This is a genomic window from Streptomyces sp. CA-135486 (assembly GCF_050936555.1).
Taxonomy (GTDB): Bacteria; Actinomycetota; Actinomycetes; order Streptomycetales; family Streptomycetaceae; genus Streptomyces.
On record NZ_JBNJMM010000002.1, the window covers coordinates 2,142,037 to 2,162,180 of the forward strand.

Consider the following 20,144-nt stretch of genomic DNA (forward strand, 5'->3'; position numbering starts at 1 on the left):
CTGCCCGTCCGAAAAGTGCCCGCTCACGACCGCTGTTGCCCGACCCCCGTGTTAGCTTAACGATCAAGCGAACGCTTGCTCGGGGGTCAAGGGGGAGACACGCCAATGCCGGAAAGGCCGGGTAACCCAACATTCCGCATTCTTGGGCCACTGGAGATAATCGGCGAGGGCGGTCAGGTGTGCCGGATCCCTCGTGGCAGACAGCAGGTTGTGCTCAGTGCGCTGCTTCTCGAAGCAAACCGGATAGTCAGCACCGAGAGCCTGGTCGACGCGATCTGGGGTGATGACCCTCCACCCACGGCGCGCGCTCAGATTCAGACATGCGTATCAGCGCTGCGGACCAACCTCGCGGCGATCGGTGAGGAATCCCAACTCGTCACGCAGGAGCCCGGGTACCTCATCAAGGTGTCCGGGGACCAGCTGGACGCCACGCTCTTCGCCGGCCTGCGCAAGCAGGCATACTCCCTGGCCGACGAGGGTGGGATCGAAGAGGCGGCAGCCCTCACCCGGCGTGCGGACGAACTGTGGCGCGGCCCCGCGCTGAGCGGGACCAAGAGCCACAAACTCCAGTCGATGGCGGCTCAGCTCGACGAGCACCGGCTCATCAACCTCGAGACTCACATCGACCTGGAACTCCAGCTGGGCCGGCACGCCAAGATCATTCCTGAACTCAACGCACTCGTATCGAAGTACCCGTTACGTGAAGGACTGCGCGGCCAGCTGATGCTTGCCCTGTACCGCTCGGGCAGGCAGGCCGAGGCGCTGGAGGTTTTCCGCTCCGGCCGGGTGATCCTCGTCGAACAGCTCGGCATCGAGCCGGGCGACGACCTCAGACGGCTCGAATCCGCGATCCTCGCCGGGGACCGAGTCCTGCACCTTCCGGCAGGCACGGCCCGGCCCCCGGCCCCGGCGGCCGGGGCCGGGGCTCCCGAGCCGTTCGAGACGGCGGCCCCCTTTCAGCTGCCACCCGACATCGCCGACTTCACCGGGCGGGCCCAACTCGTCGACACCGCACAGAGCCTGCTCCTGGCGGGAGGCGAGGGGCGGCCCACGCCCGTGGCCGTGCTCGCCGGGCCGTCGGGCGTCGGCAAGAGCACACTCGCCGTGCATGTCGGACACCGGCTGATGCGGCAGTTCCCCGACGGTCAGCTCTACTGCGACCTGGGTGGTACACAGCCCTCGCCGACCGCGGCTCTCGATGTGCTGGGCCGCTTTCTTCGCGCATTGGGCATCCCTGGCTCCCAGATACCCGGAACCGTCGACGAACGGGCCGAGATGTACCGCAATCTCCTGGCCAGTAAACGGATGCTCATCGTCCTCGACAATGCTTCCGAGGCCCAGCAGGTACGCAGGCTGCTGCCCGGCACCGGCAACTCATCGGTGATGGTCACCGGCCGTTCGCGGATGACCGGCCTGCCCGGTGCGCGGTTCCTGTATGTGGACGTGCTGGATATCGACGAGTCGATCGAGATGCTCGCCGCGGTCGTCGGCGAGGAGCGGGTGGCAGCCGAAGCCGATGCGGCGGCCGAACTGGTACGGATGGTCGGGCAGTTGCCCCTGGCGCTGCGCATCATCGCCGCGCGGCTGGCGGCGCGCCCCAACTGGTCGCTGGTGTGGATGCTCGACCGGCTCTCCGACGAACGGCGCCGACTGGACGAACTCGCACATGGCGAGCTTGTCATTCGCTCCAGCCTTGCGCTGACCTACGACGGACTGACCGAGGACGGCCGGCGGCTGCTTCGTCTGCTGAGCGTGCTGGAAGGCGGCTCCATCCCCACCTGGGCAGCGGCCGCGCTGCTGGACACCGATCTGTTCCGTGCGGACGATCTGCTCGAATCCCTGGTGGATGCCCAGATGCTCGAGATCGTGGGCACGGGGACGTCGGGCGGCCCGCGTTACAAACTGCACTCGCTGGTGCAGCTGTTCGCGCGCGAAGAGCTGGAGCGGCCCCGAGAGGCCGACGAGACGGCACCCGCGCTCACTCGCCTGGTCGGCGGCTGGCTGGCCCTCGCGGAGGAAGCCCACCGCCGACTGTACGGAGGCGACTTCACCGTCCTGCACGGCGATGCGCCGCGCTGGCACCTGTCCGACGTACATGTGGACCGTCTGCTGCGGGACCCGCTGGCCTGGCTGGAGGCTGAACGGGTAAACCTCTGCCAGGCCGTGGACCTGGCCGCGGAGACCGGACAGGCTGAGGCGTGCTGGGATCTCGCCGTCACACTGGTGACGATCTTCGAGTCGCGCTGCTACTTCGACGAATGGCAGGAGACCCACCAGCGGGCCCTTCGCGCAGCTCGCACGGCGGGACTGGACCGCGGCTGCGCGGCAGTCATGTGCTCGGTGGGCTCCCTGTACTTGAGCAGGTCTCAGCTCAGCGCCGCCCGGCAGGCGCTCCAGCCTGCTCTGGAGTCGTTCACCCGCCTGCAGGACACCCACGGTCTCGCGCTGGCCCGGCGGAATCTGGCCCTGCTCGCCCAGCGGCAGGGTGACTCGCACACTGCGCTCGGGCTGCACCGGCAGGCGGTCGCGGACTTCCGCGCCGTCGACGACCATGTGGGTCAGACGAACGTGCTGGCGCATCTCGCTCGCCTCGCCCTGGACGAGGGACGCCTCGATGACGCGGAAGAGCTGCTCGACGAGGCGCTGGAGATCTGCCGGTCGACCCGCAGTCGCCGCACCGAAGGCCAGGTACGGCTGGTGCTCAGCGACCTCATGCAGCGCCGCGGCCGCTACCAGGAGGCCGAGGACCTGCTGCGGGATGTGCTCGACCTGGTGCGCTCGCGCGGAGACATCGCGGGCGAGTCGCGGATACTGCACCGGTTGGGCATGGTCAACGCCCGGTTGGGTCGGATCAGTGTCGCGCAGAGCCTGTTGCACGATGTGGTGGGCATCAGGGAACGGATCATGGATCGGGTGGGGGCCGCGGAAGCCCGCCTGGAGCTGGCCCAATTGGAGGCTGAGCACACCGCCCAGCTGGCCCGGTTCGAACTCAATCTGGGGTGCCCGAGCGGCTGATCCGGCCCCCTGCCACGACGCCGGGCCGGTGCGAGGGCCCGAGCCGCATGTCAGTGCTGCCCGGCGCGCGGCCACGGGGTGTCGCTCGTGACGCCGACCGGAGCGACAGGGGTGGGCCACGGGGTGTCGGCTGCCGTGGCCGAGCCCCGGCTCGCCTCGGAGTGCACGGTGCCGGCCTCGAACGAGGTGACGGCCACGGCGGCGGTGATCAGAACGGCGGCGCTGCTGAAAAGGATCTTTCGCACGGTGTGAGGCTCCTTGCTGCGGTGTAGGGGGTTCGTGTCCATCTGCCGAGGACGGTAAGGACCCCCACTACTCATCGGCTCTCACCAGGCACCTCATGGCTTCTCACAGCAGCGCTTTGGCCAAGGCTCGGCCAGTAGAGAAGGAGTAGGACCCGGGCACAGGATGACGAGCTGTCAAAGCAGTCCCGTCCTGTACCAGAGGAGGTTGGACCGTGGACACTCCTCAACTCGATGCATTCGTGGCCGTTGTCGAAATCGGAAGCTTCACCAGAGCTGCCGCCCGACTGAGCCTGTCCCAGCCGACGATCACCACCCGCGTGAAGTCGCTGGAGCAGGGGCTCGGCGTCACGCTGCTCGAACGCCTGCCCGGTGGCGTGCGACCCACCCCCGCCGGACGGCAACTCCTGCCGTATGCACGGGAGATCATCTCGCTCACCGGTCGCGCTCGCCAGGCGATCAGCTCCGACGGCGAGCCACATGGTTGCGTGGACGTCGGAACCGTCGAGAGCCTGACGAGCTACCGGCTCCTGCCCATGGTCGAGTACCTCTACCGCCGCTACCCGAAGGTGCAGGTCTCCCTGCACGCGGGAGCCGGCACCGACGCCGTCGCAGCCGTCCGCGACGGCCGCCTCGACTGCGCGTTCATCGTCGGCTCACCCGAGGAGCACGAGGGCCTCGACACCCAGGTGCTGTGTCCGGAACCGCTGGTCCTGGTGGGGAACCCAGGACACCTTCTGGTGGGCCGCAGCGCAGTTCCCGACGAGGACCTCCGCGGTACGCCGATCATCCGCGCCGACAGCCGGGCCGGCTACCAGCACCAGTTCGAGCAGGCCATCGGGCTCCTGGACGGATCGGATCGCCCCCGCGTCTTCGAGCTGGACTCGATAGACGCGGCCAAGCGCAGTGTCGCCCTGGGCATCGGCATGGCGTTCATGCCTCTGGTCTCGGTCGAGCGGGAGCTCGCCGACGGGACGCTGGCGACCATCGACTGGGCACCCCCCTTCGAGACCTTCACTCAGGTCGTCCGCCGCAGGACGAGCAGCTCCAACGCCGCGCTGGACGCCTTGGTGGCCGCCGCCCTGGACGTGGCCGCCGAGCACCTCGACGACCCGCTGCTCGCGGCCGGCTAGACCCCACCTCCGTCGACGTTCGCGGGGGCTTCTTGCCCCTCTCCCTCTCCAGTACCCAAGGAAGGCCCTGGCTCATGACAGTCACCCCTGCCGCAACGCAGCCCCAGCCCACGGACCCCGTGCCGCACATCACCGAGCGGGTGCACGCCGCGATCACCAAGCGGGTGGGCGAGCAATCCCTTACTCCCCAGACGGAACTGGCGGCCCTGGGCATCGATTCCCTCCTGCTGCTGCGCATCCTGGGCGACCTCGCCATCGACCCCGCCCAGGAAATCGACCCCTACCAGCTCGCCGACGTCATCACGGTCGCGGACCTGGCCGCCTTCGTCGAGGACTGGAACTGAGGGAGCGGGAAGTGCGCACCAAGGACATCGACATCGTGAAAGAGACCGTGGACCTTCCGGTCACGGCATCGCAACGCAGCCTCCTCTTCATCCAGGAGGCCATGGAGCGCAAGGACCTCTACAACATCAGCTTCCGGATCACCTTCGACGGCGAGGTGGACCAGGATGCCCTTCGCCAGGCGCTGAAGCGGCTGCTGCATATCCAGCCCACGCTGCGCACGGAGTTCGCCTTTGCCGGCGGTGGGCCCCGAGCACGCATCACCGAACCCGCCGACGTGCCCCTCGAAGTGAGCGCGACCAGTGCCGCGGAATCCGACTGGAAGCTGCTGGTGGACGAGGAGAGCAAGCGCTTCGCCTCTCTTGCCGTGGACCTGCGGACCGCACCCCTGTGCCGCTTCAAGCTGCTGCAGGGGCAAGGCCGCAGCGCCCTCCTGTGCAATATCCACCACTCGGTCAGCGACGGTGTCTCCATGAGCGCCTTCCTCGACGAGCTCCGCGACGGATACCGGCTCGCCTCCGGTGGTTCCGCTTCCGCGACCGGCACACCGGAACCCGCCGAGCGTGAGCGGCACCTCGCCCTTGAACTCGCCGCGCAGGTCAGGGCGACGGACGCCGCGATCGAAGCGGGCGAGGTCAAAAAGCTCGCCGCGGAACTTGCCGGCGTACCGGCGACGACGCTCTACCAGACGCCCACTCGACCGGTGAACACGTCATTCGCCGGCGGAGACCTCAATGTGCTGCTCGACGCCGAGGAGCGACGCCTCGTCGAACGCACCGCGCGGGAGCTCGCGACGACCCCCTTCTGCGTCCTGCTCGCCTGCTACTCGGCGCTGCTGGGCGATTACTCCGGCCAGGAGCGGGTCATCGTCGGAAGCCCCTTCTCCACCCGCCGCACGATCGCTTCCCATGACCTGTGCGGCTTCTTCGTCAATACGCTGCCACTCGTCCTGCCCGCCCGTGACGTGCCGTTCGACGCGCACTGCGCCGAAGTCTCCGACGTCGTACGTGAGGCCAAGCGCTACCAGGCGATCCCCTTCGACGCGCTGGTCTCAGAAGTCGCTCCCGAGCGCACCACCAACCGCAACCCGCTCTTCCAGTGCATGTTCGCGATGCAGGACGAGCTGAACACCCGGCTCGACCTCACCCCCGGCCTCCAGGGGAAGGTCGAGTTCGTTTCCCAGCAGGCCGCCCGCTTCGACCTCTGGCTCGGCGCGACACCTGTGGAGGACGGTCTGCTCATCGAGCTCGAATACGACAAGGACCTGCTCCCCGCCTCGTACGCCGAACGTTTCCTCGCGGAGTACCGGCAGCTGCTGCTGCGGGCCGCCGACAGCCCCCGCACTCCCCTCACAGAGCTGCTGGCCGGCCTCGACACCCGCACGGTCCCGGATTTCAGGCGCAGTGATCAGACGCGCACCCACGGCGAAGGGGGACTGCTCGGCCTGATACTCGACGCCGCTCGCCGGCACCCGGAGCAGCTCGCGGTCACTGACGCCTCCGGATTCAGCCTGACGTACCAGGAACTCGCGGCTCGCACCGCCCGGGCGGCGGCCGGACTGCACAGCCGCGGCGTGCGACGCGGCGACGTGGTTGCCGTGGTGCCGGACGCCCTCGCGGACACGGTGGTGTCCATGCTCGCCATCCTGTGGTGCGGCGCGGGCTACCTGCCGGTCGACACCACCCTCCCGGCAGACCGTCTGAGCTACATGATCAGCCACTCGGGCTGCACCTTCGTCATTGGTACCCGCACCGTGGTGCCCGACGAGCCCGAGCGGACGACGGTCACCGCACTCGAGGAGGCCGGCGGCGCCGCGCAGCCCCCGTCACTGCCCGATGGAACCGATCCCGTCTACATCATGTTCACGTCCGGCTCGACCGGGCGCCCCAAGGGCGTTCTCATGGGGCAGCCGGCCCTGGTCAATCTGCTGTACTGGCAGATCGACGAACTTCGCATGGGATCGGACACCCGGTTCCTGCAGTTCGCGCCGCTCGGCTTCGACGTGTCCTACCAGGAGATCTTTCCGACGCTCGCCGCCGGCGGCACCGTCCACGGGCTCGGCTCCGTCGACCGTCGCGACCTCAGCCGGGTCGCAGCCCTGGTCGAAGAGCAGCGCCTGAGCCACGTATATCTGCCCGTCGCCGTCCTCGGTGCCTTCGCCGAAGCGGTCAACGACGCCGGCCACACACTGGAATCCGTCAGCTTCATCTGCGTATCGGGCGAGCAACTGCACCTGGACAGCCGCTCCCGACGGCTGCTTGACGCACATGACCAGCTGACGCTGATCAATCTGTACGGCCCGACCGAGACCCACGCCGTGACGTACCACGTGCTGCACGGCGGCCCCGCCGAGCGCCCCTCTCACGTTCCGATCGGTCGCCCGCTGCCAGGAGTCGATACCTACCTGCTCGACCGAGCGGGCCGTGAGGTGCCGCCCGGCGCCGTCGGGGAGCTGTACTTCGGCGGTATCTGCCCCGCAGACGGCTATGTCAACGACCCCGAGCGCACCGCGGCCGCCTTCCTGACCGCACCTCACCGGACAGGACGCATGTACCGGACCGGTGACCTCGCGCTGCTCACGGAGGACGGCACCCTCCAATTCCTCGGCCGCCGGGACTCCCAGGTCAAGTTGCGCGGCCACCGCATCGAACTCGGTGAGCTCGAGACCGCGTCCGAGAAGCTGCCGATGGTCAAGGCCGCGGCCGCCGCCGTCCACGGCACCGGTGAACAGGCAGCGCTCTGCCTCTTCGTCCTGAGCACACCGGGCCGAGATGTGGATGTGCGGGAGCTGCGCGGCGCGCTCCAGCAGGAGCTGCCCACGTACATGATCCCCCGGCATGTCCTGACGATCGACGCCATGCCACTGACCGACAACGGCAAGATCGACCGGACGACGCTCCTTCGGCGCTTCACCGCCGGCGAGTTCGCCTCGGCCGAGGCAGCCGGGCCCGCCGCCTGGGAGCCGACACCGGGCGAAGCACTGGTCCGGGACCTGTGGACGCAGCTGCTCGGACACGAACCGGCCGGCCCCGACGAGTCGTTCTTCCTGCTCGGCGGCAACTCCTTCGACGTGCTGCGACTGCTCACGGCAGTGGAAAAAAGCACCGGCACGCGCGTCCCGGTCGTCGAGTTCTTCCGGGCGCCGACCATCCGCGCGTTGGCCGACCACATGGACGCGCCGGGCACCCGGCCGGGCGATGCCGCCAGCGGTGGCCACTGACCTCCATCCCCACAGACAGCGGAGCAACACATGACCACGGTCATCGACCTGATCGAGACGAACGTCCAGCGCCATCCCGACAAGACCGCTCTCCTGTGCGGCAACGACCGTGTCACCTACCAGCAGTTGTGGGACGGGGCGCATGACGTGGCCGACCGGCTGCGGGCCCGCGGCTGCACCCGCGGCGAGACGGTCGCCCTGGTGGGGCCGGGCAACGCGGAGTTCATGACCGCCGCGCTCGGCGCCTGGCTGGCAGGTGCCGCCTGGGTTCCCATCGACCCCCGACTGCCCGCCGAGCGCATCCGGTACGTCCTCGACGACACCGGCGCCAGGGTGGTACTCGAGACCGGCAACAACGGCGTTGAGACCGACCTGCCCCGTGAGCGAGTCACCCTTGAACCTCCAACTGCGGACGCCGGCCGGGAGGAGCGCCTGCGCGCCCACCGTGCTTCCGCCGCCGACCGCGCCTATCTCATCTACACATCGGGCTCCACCGGCCTGCCCAAGGGCGTAGCGGTCGGCCATCACGGCCTGGCCGTCCATCTGCTGGGCACGCTGGAGGCATACCGTCTCACTTCGGACGACGTTCTGCTCTCCTTCGCGTCACCGAGCTTCGACGCGGCCGTCGAAGAGATGTGGGCACCGATGGCCGGCGGCGGCACCGTGCTGCTGCGCGGTCCGTCCCTGTGGACCGGCCAGCAGCTCTTCGAGCGGGTACGGGCGCACCAGGTCACCTATATCTCCTGCACCACCGCCTATTTCGAGACCTTTTTCGGTGAGGAGCTGACCGACAACGACATCGCTTCACTCGGCTCCCTCCGCGGCATCATCTTCGGCGGCGAGGCCGTGAACCCCGGTGTCGTACGCCGTTGGGCCAACGGGCCGCTCGGCTCACTGCCCGTATGCAACACCTACGGGCCGACCGAGACGATCGTCACCGCCACCCTGTACTGGATCGAGCAGGGCTGGGACGGCGACCGGGTCCCGATCGGGCACTGCCTTCCGGGCCACCTCTCCGTCGTACTGAACACCGCGGGCGAGGAGGTCGCCGACGGCGAGAGCGGCGAGCTGTACCTCGGTGGCCACTGCGTGGCGGAGGGCTACCTCGGACGACCCGACCTCACGGAACAGCGCTTCGTCGAAATCCCCGGCCGCGACGGCGTCTACTACCGTACGGGCGACCTGGTCGCCGTCGAGGACGGTGAGTTGCTCTTCCTCGGCCGCGCCGACCGGCAGGTGAAGATCCGCGGCTTCCGTATCGAACTCGAGGAAATCGAGGTCGCTCTCCGCAACCTCGACGAGGTGCGCACCGCCGTCGTGGGCGTCGAGCAGCGTCCCGGAGGCGGCGACCGGCTGATCGCCCACGTGGTCCCGCAGGATCCGGCGGACCAGGATGCGCCGGCCGCCTTCCGCTCGGCTCTGCGCGTCGCCCTCGGCAAGACCCTGCCGGTCTACATGGTCCCCGCCGAGATCAAGGTGCACGGCGAACTGCCGCTGGGAGTAACCGGCAAGGTCGACCGGGCCAGGGTGCTGGCCGGCGCGAGCAAGTGACATGGGCCCCAGACCTGCCGGGTCCCCGCTGCGCATCGAAGCGGGGCCCGGCGTCTGGGCCGCCCTGACGTACGCACCGTCCGGCACCGGCCTCCTCACCACGCGCGACCGTGCCGATGCGATGCGCCTGCCCACACGGAGGCGCATCGACCGGCTGGGCGCACGTGGCCTGTTGCGCGCTCTGCTGTCCGAGCGATTCCCCGAAGCCGCCACCGCCGCCGTCGAGTACGAACCGTCCGGCCGCCCGGTGCTCCTCGACCATCCCCGCATCGGCATCAGCGTCAGCCACAGCAACGGTGCCTACGCCGCGTGCGTCGCACTCGACCGGGCCGTGGGCATCGACGTACAGCCTCCGCCCTCGGAGCTGGCGGATCCACTGCTGCGCTGGTGCACACCCAACCGGCAGCAGGAGCTCACCGCTCTGCCGCCGCACCGCAGAGCCACCGAGTTCGCCTGGATCTGGACCGTCAAGGAGGCATGCGGCAAGGCCCTCGGCACCGGCCTGGCCGACGCCACCTTCACGCTCGATGTCCCGTGCGGCACGGCGCGCGGGACGTGGGGCCCGTATCAGTGGGTGAGCTTGCGCAAACGCTCACCGCTGCCCCTGAGCTGTGCCTTCAGCAGCATCACGAAAGGAGAATTCAGGTGAACGAGCAGCGATGGCTGCAGACCTTTCCGGCCGCCCGACAGCACGGAAAGCCGACGCAGGCGCGGCTGGTGTGCCTGCCCCACGCCGGCGGATCCCCTTCCTTCTTCCGGGACTGGCCCCAGCACCTGGACGCGCGGATCGAAACAGTGGCCGTCTGCTACCCCGGCCGCCAGGAACGCTTTGGGGACCCTGTCATCACTGACATGCACGACATGTCCCAGCGCCTGGCCGCCGTCCTCGCGCCCCTCTGTGACCAACCGCTGTGGCTGTTCGGGCACAGCATGGGCGCCGCCATCGGATATGAGGCCGCCCGCGTGCTGTTGAACACCTTTGGGGTGCGTCCGGCGGGCCTGTTCGTGAGCGGTATCGCGCCACCTCACCGGATCGGAAAACGCGACGTCCACCTTCAGGGCGACGACGCCATCGTCGCCGACGTGCTGGACATGGGGGCCGCCGAGAGCGCACTCCTTGCCGAACCGGAGTTCAGGGAGCTGCTGCTGCCTGCCTTCCGCGCCGACTACCAGCTCATCGAAACCTACCGGCCGGCGGACACTCCGCCGCTCGACATCCCGCTCACCGCCTACTACGGCACCGCTGACGAGGACGCCGCCACCTGGATCGACGAGTGGGAACGCTATTCGGTCCGATCCACGGCCGCCATGCCCTTCCCCGGCGGACATTTCTATGTGCAGGACGCCGCGCCCCAGCTCATCGCCGACCTCTCGCACCGCATCCTGACCGGCACACGGGGAGAGAGCTGACCTCACATGCCGACCACCACCCCCGTCCGCTCCTGGCTGCTCGGCACTCCGTCGCGGGCCGACGCACTGCAGCTGTACTGCTTCCCGCACGCAGGCGGAAACCCCGTCGAGTACCTCCGGTGGGCTGCGCAGCTACCGGACGCCGAGCTCCACATCGTCCAACTGCCCGGTCGCGGAAGCCGCCATCAGGAACCCCACGCCACCAGTATCGACCGGCTCGTAACCGACTTTCTCGCCGACGTTCCCCTGGCACGGCCGTACGCCTTCTTCGGGCACAGCCTGGGTGCCCTCATCGCATACGAGGTCACCAGGGCGCTGCGGGATGCCGGTCGGCGGCTGCCGCAAGACCTCATCGTGTCCGCCTTCCCCGCTCCTCATCTGCCCCGGTCGACGAGGCATCTGCACACCTTGCCGGACGACCAGCTCCTTCAAGCCGTCGCACGCCGGCACGGTGGCATCCCTCGCGAGATTCTCGGCTCACCGCAGATTCGAGCCCTGATAGTGAACCCCCTTCGCTCGGACCTGCGGCTTGCTGAGACGCATCACCATCGGCCCTGCACACCTCTGCCGGTGCCGCTGACCGTCTTCGCCGGGAATGGCGACCGGGTGTCCCAAGGGCAGCTGGCCGCCTGGCAGCAGCACACCATCGAGCCGATCACCGTCCGGTCCTTCCCCGGCGACCACTTCTACTTCCGCGACCACGAGACCCAGGTACTCAACACCCTCAATGACGCCCTCAGGTCCCCGCAGTGACCGCCGGGTCATCGGGATGTGCCGAGGGCCGGATGCGGTTCATGCATCCGGCCCTCGGTGTTGTCGAACTGCACCTGGCTGTGCGTCAGTACGGGTGCCTGTTCGGCTTGTTCGCCCAGGCCGCGTAGGACGTGGCACCCAGCTCGGGGTGGAGCTGCTCGAGGGTGATACTCCGGTCCTCCGGAGGCTTTGCGAAGTCCTCGTACTGGAAGGCGTCGTCGAAGCCGATCTCCTGAGTCGCCTTCCAGTCGCAGCTGTAGTAGACGGTGTCTATCCGGGACCAGTAGATGGCGCTCATGCACATCGGGCACGGGGCACCGCTGGTGTAGATGGCGCACCCCAGCAGCATGCGAGCGCGCTCCGGCACCACGTCGGGGGAGCCCTCGGGGCGAGGCACCAACTTCAGGGTGGACTCGTTCTGATGCTCCTCGGAGATGGAGGGCGCCTCGGGATTGACCAGCTGAACGGCCTTGCGGATGGCTTCCACTTCGCCGTGCGCGGTCGGGTCGGCGGTGAGGAGGACGCGATTCTGCCCGCGGGCGATGATCTCACCGTCATGGGTGATCACCGCACCGAACGGCCCGCCCCAGCCGTTCTCCACGGACTCTGTGGCCAGCCGAACCGCTTCGGCCATGAACTCCTTGTGTCCCATCTCAGAATCCTCCCGTGCACTGGCCGGTGCGGAACCGGTGAGATTTCCCCCATTTGTCCGGTAACTCCCTTTCGATCTAGACTACTCCGTATGAGTACCCGTGCAAGCCGTGACTCGGGCGGCAGCGCTACGGTCGTGACCTCCCAGAAGGTCCGGGCCGGCCGGGACGACGACTACAAGCGCTGGCAGGACAAGACCAACGAGGTCGTGCGACGCTTTGACGGTTTCCAGGGCACGGAGCTGTACCCGCCGGCCTCGGGCGACGAGAACGAGTGGGTCGTCGTCTTCCGCTTCGCCGGTATCCATCAGCTGACCGCGTGGCTAGAATCGGGTGTGCGCCGACAACTCCTCGATGAGGGGCGCCCGTTGTTCGACGGGACCCCGACGCAAGAGGTGCTCGCCGGAGGGACGCCGGCTGAGGATGTCGTCACGGCGGTCATCTCGCACGATGTGCTGCCGGGGCGGGAGCGGGATTTCATGCGCTGGCAGGACAAGATCCTCAAAGCGCAGGAGAAGGAACCCGGCTTCATGGGCTCGGAGATGTTCAAGCCCGTGGAGGGCGTTCAGGACCGGTGGGTGGTCGCCTTCCGCTTCGACACGCGGGAACACCTCGATGGATGGCTGGGGTCCGAGGTCCGCGAAAAGCTTCTGGAAGAAGGGAACGACTACTTCCGGTCGTACGACGTGCGCAAGATCGGGTCTGCGTTCGGCGGCTGGTTCCGCTTCGGCGAGGGCGCGGATGAAGGTGTTCCGCCCAACTGGAAACAGGCCATGTCCGTGGTGCTGGCCCTGTATCCCACGGTGATGGTCCTGAACCTGACGGTCGGTGACTGGTTCAACAGCTGGGGAATGCCCGGGTATCTGGCTCTGTTCATCAGCAACGTACTGAGTGTCAGCATCCTGACTTGGGTGCTGATGCCGCTGGTCAACCGAACGCTGGCCTTCTGGCTGCTGCCCGGTCGGGCGCGTTCCGTCCGCGTCCATGTGGCGGGCGCCGCGGTGGTGGCGGTGTGCTGCCTGGTGCTCATCACCATCTTCGGCCTCACGACGGGTTAGGCACCGGGGCGGCGTTCACCAGGCCGCGAGATTTCGGGGCGGCGGGTAAACTGGGGATGTCTCCGCTTGCGCGCTGCGGTATTTCACACCGGATCTTCAGCTTCATCCTCAGCCGTAGCTTGTGCAAGTCCGGGAGTCCACGATGCGCGAACACGGGCAGGCCCGAGGTATTGAGGGGGCGCTGGTCCAGCGAGGCGACGCCGACTACGAAGCCGTCCGGGCAAGCATGGTGTGGAACGGGCTCAAGCCCGAGCGATTTCCGGAGGTGATCGTCCGGGCCGCCTCGGAGCGAGATGTTCCCGAGGCCATCGGGCTGGCCCGTTCCCGCGGACTCCGCGTCGCGGTACGGGCGGGCGGGCACAGCTGGTGCGGGTCCTCCCTCCGCACCGACGGCATGCTCATCGACCTCTCCCGTCTCCGGCGGTGCGACATCGATGTCGCTTCCATGACGGCTTCCGTGCGGCCCGCTGTCACCGGCGGTGAACTCGCTGCGGAACTCGTCGCGCGCGGACTCAGCTTTCCCACGGGGCATTGTGGGTCGGTCGCCGTCGGCGGATATCTCCTCAGTGGTGGTCTCGGGTGGAATTCCGGTGCACTGGGGCCGGCTTGTCGGAGCGTTTACGAGCTGGAAGCCGTGACGGCGGACGGTGAAGTGGTCCGGTGCAGCGAGGACGAGAATCCCGACCTGTTCTGGGCGGCGCGTGGCGCGGGTCCGGGTTTCTTCGCCGTCGTCACCGGGTTTCGCCTTCGGCTGCACCGGCTTTCCGGGGCAATCATGTCGTCCACCTGTGCCTTTCCCCTCGCGTACGTCGAAGAGGTGTCGAACTGGGCCACCGAGACCGCGAAGGAACTCGATCCGGCCGTGGAACTGACTCTCGTACTCGCCACCGCGGCCCCGCACATGACGAAAAAGAGGCCGCGGCCAAAGGTGATCATCGTCGCCGCGACCGCTTTCGCGGATTCGCGCGACCAGGCCGTCCAGGCTCTCAGGCCGCTCCAGAACTGCCCCTTCGCCGACCATGCCCTGTTCCGGGAGGCGTACGAGCCGACGTCCCCCGCCGCCCTCTACGAGGCTTCCAGCGACCTGTGGCCCGCGGAGAACCGCTACGCGGCCGACACTCTGTGGTCGGATGCGGACTTCGGGACGCTGTTGTCCAGGCTCAGCGGCGCGGTCGACAGTGCCCCGTCCGACAAGTCCCTTGTCCTGGCACCCGTATCACCCGCGTCGCACGACGAGGAGCTGCTGCGCGACATGGCGTTCTCGGTGCTCGGCGAGAGCTATGTCGTGCCCTACGCCATCTGGGACGACCCTGCGAAGGATGACGTCAACACCCGTTGGCTGCGCGAGGCGATGAGCGCCGTGGAGCCGCTCGGGACGGGGCACTACATCGCCGAGGCCGACCTCACCGCCAGTGCGACCCGCGCCGAGCGCTCTTTTACGACGAGCGACTGGCAGCGGCTGCAGGCCCTGAGGACGCGGTACGACCCGGAGGGTGTCTTCCACTCATACCTGACGCCTTGAGGGGCGGAATCAGTGCCCTGGTACGGCGATCTCATACGAGATGGACGTCGGTCTCCTTGGACAGTTCATGAACTGGCCTTGCAGGGCGCGACGTTCCTGTTCGCCCAACACTTCGGAAAGGAGTCAGACGAAGTGGCGGCCGCCCGCTGCCACGGCCGAGGCGAGCGCCCCCTCCAGCGCGAAGGTGGCCGCGCCGAGACACACCGGGTCAGTGGGAATGGGCGACAGTACGATCTCGACGGCGGAGGCGGGGCGCCCGAGCGCGTGCCGCGCCACCGCCTCGCGCACCCCGGCGAGCAGCGGCTCGCCCAGCCGCCGCGCGACCCAGCTGCTCAGCACGATCACCTCGGGGTTGAGAAGGTTTACGAGGGCGGCGATCGCGACGCCGAGACGGCGCGCGGTCTCCCGTACGACGTCGACCGCGACCGGATCGCCCTCGGCGACGCCCCGCGCCAGTGCGTCGATGGTCGCCGTCTCCTCGTCCGGGTGCAGCAGCGGGCCCTGCGTGCCCCGCTCACGCAGATCGCGCATGATGCCGGGCGCCCCGACATACGTCTCGACGCAGCCGCGGTTGCCGCAGTGGCACGGCCGCCCGTCCAGGACGAGTGTGGTGTGGCCCCACTCGCCCGCGTTGTTGCTCACTCCCCGGTGCAGCGCTCCGCCCAGGGCGAGCCCGGCGCCCACTCCGGTGCCGAGATTGACCACCACGGTGTCACCGCGGCCGCGGGCGGCGCCGAACCAGAGCTCCGCCGTCGTGCACGCGTGCAGCGGATTGTCGAGGTGGAGTGGGTAGGCGATGCAGCCGGCGAGCAGCTCGAGCAGGGGTACGTCGTGCCAGCCCCAGTTCGTCGCGTGCACCAGGACACCGTTTTCGCGGTCCACCTGGCCCGGCATGCTGACGCCGACGCCCAGCACCCGGGCGCCGTTCGCGCCGGCCTGCGCGACCACCGAGCCGACGGCCGCCGCGACCTGTGCGACCACCTGCTTCGGTGTCCGCTCACCGGGGCGCACCGGCTCCTCCGCGCGGGCCAGCACCGTCAGCCCCAGGTCGAAGAGTTCGGCGTGGACGTATGTCTCGGCGATGTCGACGCCGATGAGCGTGCCGCCCGACGCATTGGCGGCGACGAGGCCACGCGGCCGGCCGCCGGCCGACTCCTCGAAACCGGCCTCGGTGAGCATGCCGAGCTCCAGCAGCTCCCCGACGAGCGTGGCGACGGTGGCCGGACTCAGGCCGGTGGCCGCCGCCAACTCCGGCCGGGAGGTGGGGGAGTGGGCGATGATCCGCCGCAGCACCGCATAGCGATTGGCGGTGCGGATGTCACGGGACGTGCGCTTCACCGAACTCCCCCTCTGTCCCCGTGGCCCTGCGGGGCGAAAAGGCTATGACGGCGGGGCGGAGTTCGACAAGGGGTTGGCATATGAGGTGGAGGAAGGGAGAGACGGCGGGCGGGCTCGATGTGCCGGCTTTCAGACGAGCAGCGCGGGGGTGGCCCGGCCGAGGACCGAGGTGACGCGGTTCCAGGTGTCCATGTCCCGCTCCACGGGCGGGAGTTCACGGCCGGAGCCGGTGCCCCACGCGGTGGAGACCGCGACGGCGTCGTCTCCCGTGGCGGCACCTTCTCGTACCGTGCCCACACCACGAAGGCCACGCAGCCGAGCACCAGCCAGGCCAGCGACCATTCGATGAGGTGGCGGCCGGGGGAGTTCTTGTCGGCGTATCCGTAGATGACCAGCCGGCCGACGAGCGCGACGACACTCGGCAGCGGATGGAGTGTCGCGTGCGGCGTCGTAAGGAGGACGCGGTGCTGCTGAGAGCGGTGGCCACGGCGTTGGACACGGCACGGATGTGGTGTTCGAACGGCGAGCGCCCGGGTAGTACCCCGAGGCCGTTCGTCTCGTACGCGTCAGGTCCGGGCGGTGCGGTCCGACTGCCGTTCCCTCAGTACCGCGGCGATCCGCCGGCACCAGTCGCGGTTGTCCTTCTCGAACGCCAGACCGCGCAGACAGGTCAGATACGGCCCGATCCGCCTGCCGCGGCGCAGGAATTCGTCCTCGTCCGCCTCGCCCCGCATCTGCCGCAGCAGCTTGCCGAAGAGCTCGATCTTGCCCTCGGCGACGGATGCGCGCTCCTCGAGCTGCTCGATCACGGGACCGGTGCCGATGCGGTCGGCGGCCTGCACTTTCACGAGCAGGTCGTCCCGGATGAAGGAGGGCTTCGACGCGGCGGTGGCGAACTGCTCCAGCTCGGCGAGCCCTGCATCGGTGACCGTGAACAGGCGCTTGTTGGGCCGTGTTTCCTGCACCACCTGCCGGCCTGCGACAAGACCTTCCTTCTCCAGTCTGGTGAGCTCGGCGTACAGCTGCTGGGGCAGCGCGTGCCAGAAGTTCGCAACGCCGACGTCGAACGCCTTGGCCAGTTGGTATCCGCTGTACTCGCCGTCCAGCAGCGCCGCGAGTACGGCATGTCGCAAGGCCATCGCAGCAACCCCTTCCCTTGGTCTCGGCGCCCATGATACTCAATAAAGTGACTAGTCAGATTCATGAGTATGAGGGTCCCGTCAGAGTGCATCAGGCGACTGCATCAGGAGGAGTCATGGACACTGCCGAACGCTTCCGCGCGGCCGTGGAAAAGCAGGATCTCGGCGAGCTGGACGACCTGTTCACCGAGGATGTGCGCCTCTACAGCCCGGTGAAGTTCACCCCGTTCGAGGGCAGGCCGATGGTGCTCGGCCTCTTCGGCGTACTGCTGCGCACCTTCGAGGACTTCCGCTACGTAGGGCAGTTCCAGGGCACGGCCGAGACCAGCACGGACGGCGAGGAGGCCCCCTCCGAGATCCTGCTCTTCAGGGCCGCCGTCAACGGCAAGCAGATCCACGGCATCGACCTGCTCCAGTTCGACGAGACGGGCCGGATCAAGGAGTTCACCGTGATGGTGCGCCCCCAGTCCGCGGTCCATGCGCTGGGCGAGGCGGTCCTCGCGGGCCTGGTCGCCGACGGCCTCGTCCCCGGCCCCGCCGCGGGCTGATCGTCCCCAGTCCGCCGCGGGCCGCCGGCTCGCGCGCACGATCTGTGGCCGACTCGCCCGTGTCGCTGTTGGGCCGAACGGGTGAGGAGCGCGAGGATGGTGCGCATGAGTAGGTACGAGAGGTACGACGTCACCGACGAGCAGTGGGAGGGCCTGGCCCAGGTCGTCCCGCTGCGCAGTCGAAACGAGTGGCCGTCGCGGGTCGATCACCGCACCGTCCCGGAGGACTGTGCGGCGGTCGAGCAGCGTCGTTTCGTCGTGCTGAAGGTGCAGGTCTTCGCCGACGCGCGCGAGGTCGCCGAGTACCTCATCGCCCAGATCCCGGTGCTCCTCGACCTCACCGGCGCCGACGCCGAAGTCGCCAAGCGCATCCTGGACTTCAGCAGTGGTGTCGTCTTCGGCCTGGGCAGCGGGATGCACCGGGTCGACCGGAATGTCTTCCTGCTCGCGCCGGTCGGTACCGAGGTCGAGGGGATCGCGGCGGCCGCCGTCCCCCATTCGTAGGAAGGTCGTGGAGGCGGAACGGTTCGGCGTATTTCGCGCTGCGTACCGTCCGGCTCATGGACCAAAGCACCCCCCTCCACGGCGTGAGCACCCCCCTCCACGGGGCGAATACCACCCTCCACGGGGCGAACGCCCCCCACCATGGGGCGAACGGCGCCCGCCCCGCAGTCACCGAACTGCGGCTCTCCGCCTTCAGGACGCACCGGGGCGCGGTCTTCCCGCTCGGTCCGCTGACGTTGTTCGCGGGGGCGAGCGGCAGCGGCAAATCGAGTGCACTGCAGGCGTACGAAGCGCTGGCGCGCCTGGGCGCGGGCGATGAGCTGGAGTCGGTCTTCCCGGACCCCGCGGCATGCGTGCCGGAGTGGGCGGAGGCCGACCGGCAGGGGCGGCGGGGATTCCGGATCGGCTGCACCGTCGACGGCCCCGCCGGGCCCGTACAGCTCGACCTCGCCGTACAGGCGGAACCCGAACTTCGCGTCGTCGGGGAGCGGTTGACCAGTGGCGGGCAGACCCTGCTGACCACGGCGCTGCGCGATCCCGGACGTTCGTCGGTGCAGGCGGCCTGGCACACGGCCGGGGCCGTGGCCGTGACACGGGCGCCGCTGCCCGACAACCGGCTGGGCACGGCCCTGCTGCCGCTGCGCGTGGCCGGCAAGACGCAGGGGCAGTTGCATGTGCTGGCGGCCGCCGAGCAGGTGGTCGTGGCGCTGCGATCGGTCTTCGCCTGCGACCCGCAGCCGCACCGCATGCGCGAGCCGGTCGCAGCGGGGGAGGGGCGGCTGAGGCGCGGCTGCGACAACCTCGCCGAGGTGCTGCACCGGACGCGGAGTCAGTGCGCCAAGCGGCATGCGCGGCTGGCCGCGGCGGCGCGGGTGGGCTGCGCGGGCCCGGTCGAGGACCTGGACGTCGAGGAGCTGTCCGACGGAAGGGTCCGGGCGCTGCTCGGCAGGGGCGGTGAGCGGGTGGCGACACCCGTGGGTCGGCTCGGTGAGGGTGAGTTGAGATATCTGGCACTCGCGCTCGTGCTGCTCACCGGGCCGGGTGTGCTGGCCATGGACCGCGCGGCCGAGGTGCCGGAGGCATACCAGGCCCTCACCGTGCTCGCCGACGGGTTCGACCGCTGCCTGGACCCGCGACAGGTGCGCCAACTTCTCTCGCTGGGCGCGGAGATCTGTGCCCGGGGCCATATCCGGCTGGTGGGGGCGGTGGCCGATGCGGCGTACGCGCGCGGAGTGGACGGCGTGACGGTGGTAGACCTGGTGGCGTGACGAGAGAAGACGGACTGGATGTGGCGGCGTTGCAGGCCCGGCTGGCCGAGTTCGCGGCGGCACGTGGCTGGCAGCCGTACCACACGCCGAAGAATCTGGCGGTGGCGCTGAGCGTCGAGGCCTCCGAACTGGTGGAGATCTTCCAGTGGTTGACCCCGGAGCAGTCGGCGCGGGTGATGGACAAGGGGGAGTCCGCGCACCGGGTGCGGGACGAGGTCGCGGACGTGCTGGCGTATCTGCTGCAGTTCTGCGAGGTGCTCGGGATCGACGTCCTGGCGGCGCTCTCCGACAAGATCGACCGGAACGAGATCCGGTTCCCGGCGCAGTGACTTCCGGCGGCCCGGTGATCGCCGCCCATGTGTTCGTCACTCTATGGAGTTGCCGAGTTATCCACACTGAGCTTCCTGTCCACAGATTTCCGAATTCCCCTGGAGTTTAGGCTCAAGCGCCT

At 68.8% G+C, this 20,144-nt stretch carries 19 protein-coding genes and 1 pseudogene; 14 read left to right on the forward strand and 6 right to left on the reverse strand.

Features of this window, described 5'->3' with window-relative positions; all coding sequences use genetic code 11:
• The first annotated feature begins 210 nt into the window (after nucleotides 1-210).
• Nucleotides 211-3,015 carry a BTAD domain-containing putative transcriptional regulator gene (locus tag ACQEVG_RS29160; protein WP_432989213.1) on the forward strand — a complete coding sequence of 935 codons (2,805 nt, stop codon included), beginning with the start codon at nucleotides 211-213 and terminating at the stop codon, nucleotides 3,013-3,015.
• A gap of 50 nt (nucleotides 3,016-3,065) precedes the next feature.
• Here the strand turns inward: ACQEVG_RS29160 and ACQEVG_RS29165 are convergent, their stop codons facing one another.
• Nucleotides 3,066-3,260, reverse strand: coding sequence for a hypothetical protein (locus ACQEVG_RS29165; RefSeq protein ID WP_432989215.1), 195 nt, complete (start codon nucleotides 3,258-3,260; stop codon nucleotides 3,066-3,068).
• A gap of 212 nt (nucleotides 3,261-3,472) precedes the next feature.
• Between ACQEVG_RS29165 and ACQEVG_RS29170 the strand changes: the two genes are divergently transcribed.
• The 7 genes from ACQEVG_RS29170 to ACQEVG_RS29200 all read left to right on the forward strand — a co-directional run bounded on the left by ACQEVG_RS29170 (nucleotide 3,473) and on the right by ACQEVG_RS29200 (nucleotide 11,666).
• The gene (locus ACQEVG_RS29170; protein WP_432989217.1) at nucleotides 3,473-4,390 is read left to right on the forward strand and encodes a LysR family transcriptional regulator; all 918 of its coding nucleotides are present in this window, start codon (nucleotides 3,473-3,475) and stop codon (nucleotides 4,388-4,390) included.
• A gap of 74 nt (nucleotides 4,391-4,464) precedes the next feature.
• Complete coding sequence (locus ACQEVG_RS29175; RefSeq protein WP_432989219.1) at nucleotides 4,465-4,734, forward strand: phosphopantetheine-binding protein; 270 nt, start codon at nucleotides 4,465-4,467, stop codon at nucleotides 4,732-4,734.
• 11 nt (nucleotides 4,735-4,745) lie between these two features.
• On the forward strand, nucleotides 4,746-7,952 hold the full coding sequence (locus ACQEVG_RS29180; RefSeq protein ID WP_432989221.1) for a non-ribosomal peptide synthetase: 3,207 nt from the start codon (nucleotides 4,746-4,748) through the stop codon (nucleotides 7,950-7,952).
• Nucleotides 7,953-7,982: 30 nt separating this feature from the next.
• Nucleotides 7,983-9,503, forward strand: coding sequence for an amino acid adenylation domain-containing protein (locus ACQEVG_RS29185; RefSeq protein WP_432989223.1), 1,521 nt, complete (start codon nucleotides 7,983-7,985; stop codon nucleotides 9,501-9,503).
• A gap of 1 nt (nucleotide 9,504) precedes the next feature.
• On the forward strand, nucleotides 9,505-10,152 hold the full coding sequence (locus tag ACQEVG_RS29190) for a 4'-phosphopantetheinyl transferase family protein (protein ID WP_432989225.1): 648 nt from the start codon (nucleotides 9,505-9,507) through the stop codon (nucleotides 10,150-10,152).
• On the forward strand, nucleotides 10,149-10,913 hold the full coding sequence (locus ACQEVG_RS29195; RefSeq protein WP_432989227.1) for a thioesterase II family protein: 765 nt from the start codon (nucleotides 10,149-10,151) through the stop codon (nucleotides 10,911-10,913). Before ACQEVG_RS29190 ends, ACQEVG_RS29195 begins: the two co-directional genes overlap by 4 nt.
• Nucleotides 10,914-10,919: 6 nt before the next feature.
• On the forward strand, nucleotides 10,920-11,666 hold the full coding sequence (locus tag ACQEVG_RS29200) for a thioesterase II family protein (protein WP_432989229.1): 747 nt from the start codon (nucleotides 10,920-10,922) through the stop codon (nucleotides 11,664-11,666).
• A gap of 85 nt (nucleotides 11,667-11,751) precedes the next feature.
• Here ACQEVG_RS29200 and ACQEVG_RS29205 read toward each other — a convergent pair whose 3' ends face one another.
• On the reverse strand, nucleotides 11,752-12,318 hold the full coding sequence (locus ACQEVG_RS29205) for a nucleoside deaminase (RefSeq protein WP_432989231.1): 567 nt from the start codon (nucleotides 12,316-12,318) through the stop codon (nucleotides 11,752-11,754).
• Between the two features lie 90 nt (nucleotides 12,319-12,408).
• Between ACQEVG_RS29205 and ACQEVG_RS29210 the strand changes: the two genes are divergently transcribed.
• The gene (locus ACQEVG_RS29210; protein ID WP_432989233.1) at nucleotides 12,409-13,374 is read left to right on the forward strand and encodes an antibiotic biosynthesis monooxygenase; all 966 of its coding nucleotides are present in this window, start codon (nucleotides 12,409-12,411) and stop codon (nucleotides 13,372-13,374) included.
• 142 nt (nucleotides 13,375-13,516) lie between these two features.
• Nucleotides 13,517-14,896, forward strand: a complete 1,380-nt coding sequence (locus ACQEVG_RS29215; RefSeq protein ID WP_432989235.1) for an FAD-binding oxidoreductase — start codon at nucleotides 13,517-13,519, stop codon at nucleotides 14,894-14,896.
• A gap of 123 nt (nucleotides 14,897-15,019) precedes the next feature.
• On the opposite strand, the gene ACQEVG_RS29220 is transcribed toward ACQEVG_RS29215, so the two are convergent.
• The 4 genes and pseudogenes from ACQEVG_RS29220 to ACQEVG_RS29235 form a co-directional block, all read right to left on the reverse strand.
• Entirely contained in the window at nucleotides 15,020-16,234 is a 1,215-nt protein-coding gene (locus tag ACQEVG_RS29220; RefSeq protein WP_432989237.1) for an ROK family transcriptional regulator, read from the reverse strand.
• 129 nt (nucleotides 16,235-16,363) lie between these two features.
• On the reverse strand, nucleotides 16,364-16,531 hold the full coding sequence (locus ACQEVG_RS29225; protein WP_432989239.1) for a hypothetical protein: 168 nt from the start codon (nucleotides 16,529-16,531) through the stop codon (nucleotides 16,364-16,366).
• Nucleotides 16,504-16,668: pseudogene (locus ACQEVG_RS29230) on the reverse strand (amino acid permease); the annotation flags it as partial. The gene ACQEVG_RS29225 and the pseudogene ACQEVG_RS29230, both read right to left, overlap by 28 nt.
• A gap of 132 nt (nucleotides 16,669-16,800) precedes the next feature.
• Nucleotides 16,801-17,373, reverse strand: coding sequence for a PadR family transcriptional regulator (locus tag ACQEVG_RS29235; RefSeq protein WP_432989241.1), 573 nt, complete (start codon nucleotides 17,371-17,373; stop codon nucleotides 16,801-16,803).
• A 116-nt stretch (nucleotides 17,374-17,489) separates the two neighbouring features.
• On the opposite strand from ACQEVG_RS29235, the gene ACQEVG_RS29240 reads away from it, so the two are divergent.
• From ACQEVG_RS29240 to ACQEVG_RS29255, 4 genes are all read left to right on the forward strand, one after another.
• Complete coding sequence (locus ACQEVG_RS29240) at nucleotides 17,490-17,921, forward strand: nuclear transport factor 2 family protein (RefSeq protein WP_432989243.1); 432 nt, start codon at nucleotides 17,490-17,492, stop codon at nucleotides 17,919-17,921.
• A gap of 105 nt (nucleotides 17,922-18,026) precedes the next feature.
• Entirely contained in the window at nucleotides 18,027-18,425 is a 399-nt protein-coding gene (locus tag ACQEVG_RS29245; RefSeq protein ID WP_432989245.1) for a cell division protein SepF, read from the forward strand.
• 56 nt (nucleotides 18,426-18,481) lie between these two features.
• Entirely contained in the window at nucleotides 18,482-19,693 is a 1,212-nt protein-coding gene (locus ACQEVG_RS29250; RefSeq protein ID WP_432989248.1) for an AAA family ATPase, read from the forward strand.
• Nucleotides 19,690-20,022 carry a nucleotide pyrophosphohydrolase gene (locus ACQEVG_RS29255; RefSeq protein ID WP_432989250.1) on the forward strand — a complete coding sequence of 111 codons (333 nt, stop codon included), beginning with the start codon at nucleotides 19,690-19,692 and terminating at the stop codon, nucleotides 20,020-20,022. Before ACQEVG_RS29250 ends, ACQEVG_RS29255 begins: the two co-directional genes overlap by 4 nt.
• Nucleotides 20,023-20,144 lie beyond the last annotated feature (122 nt).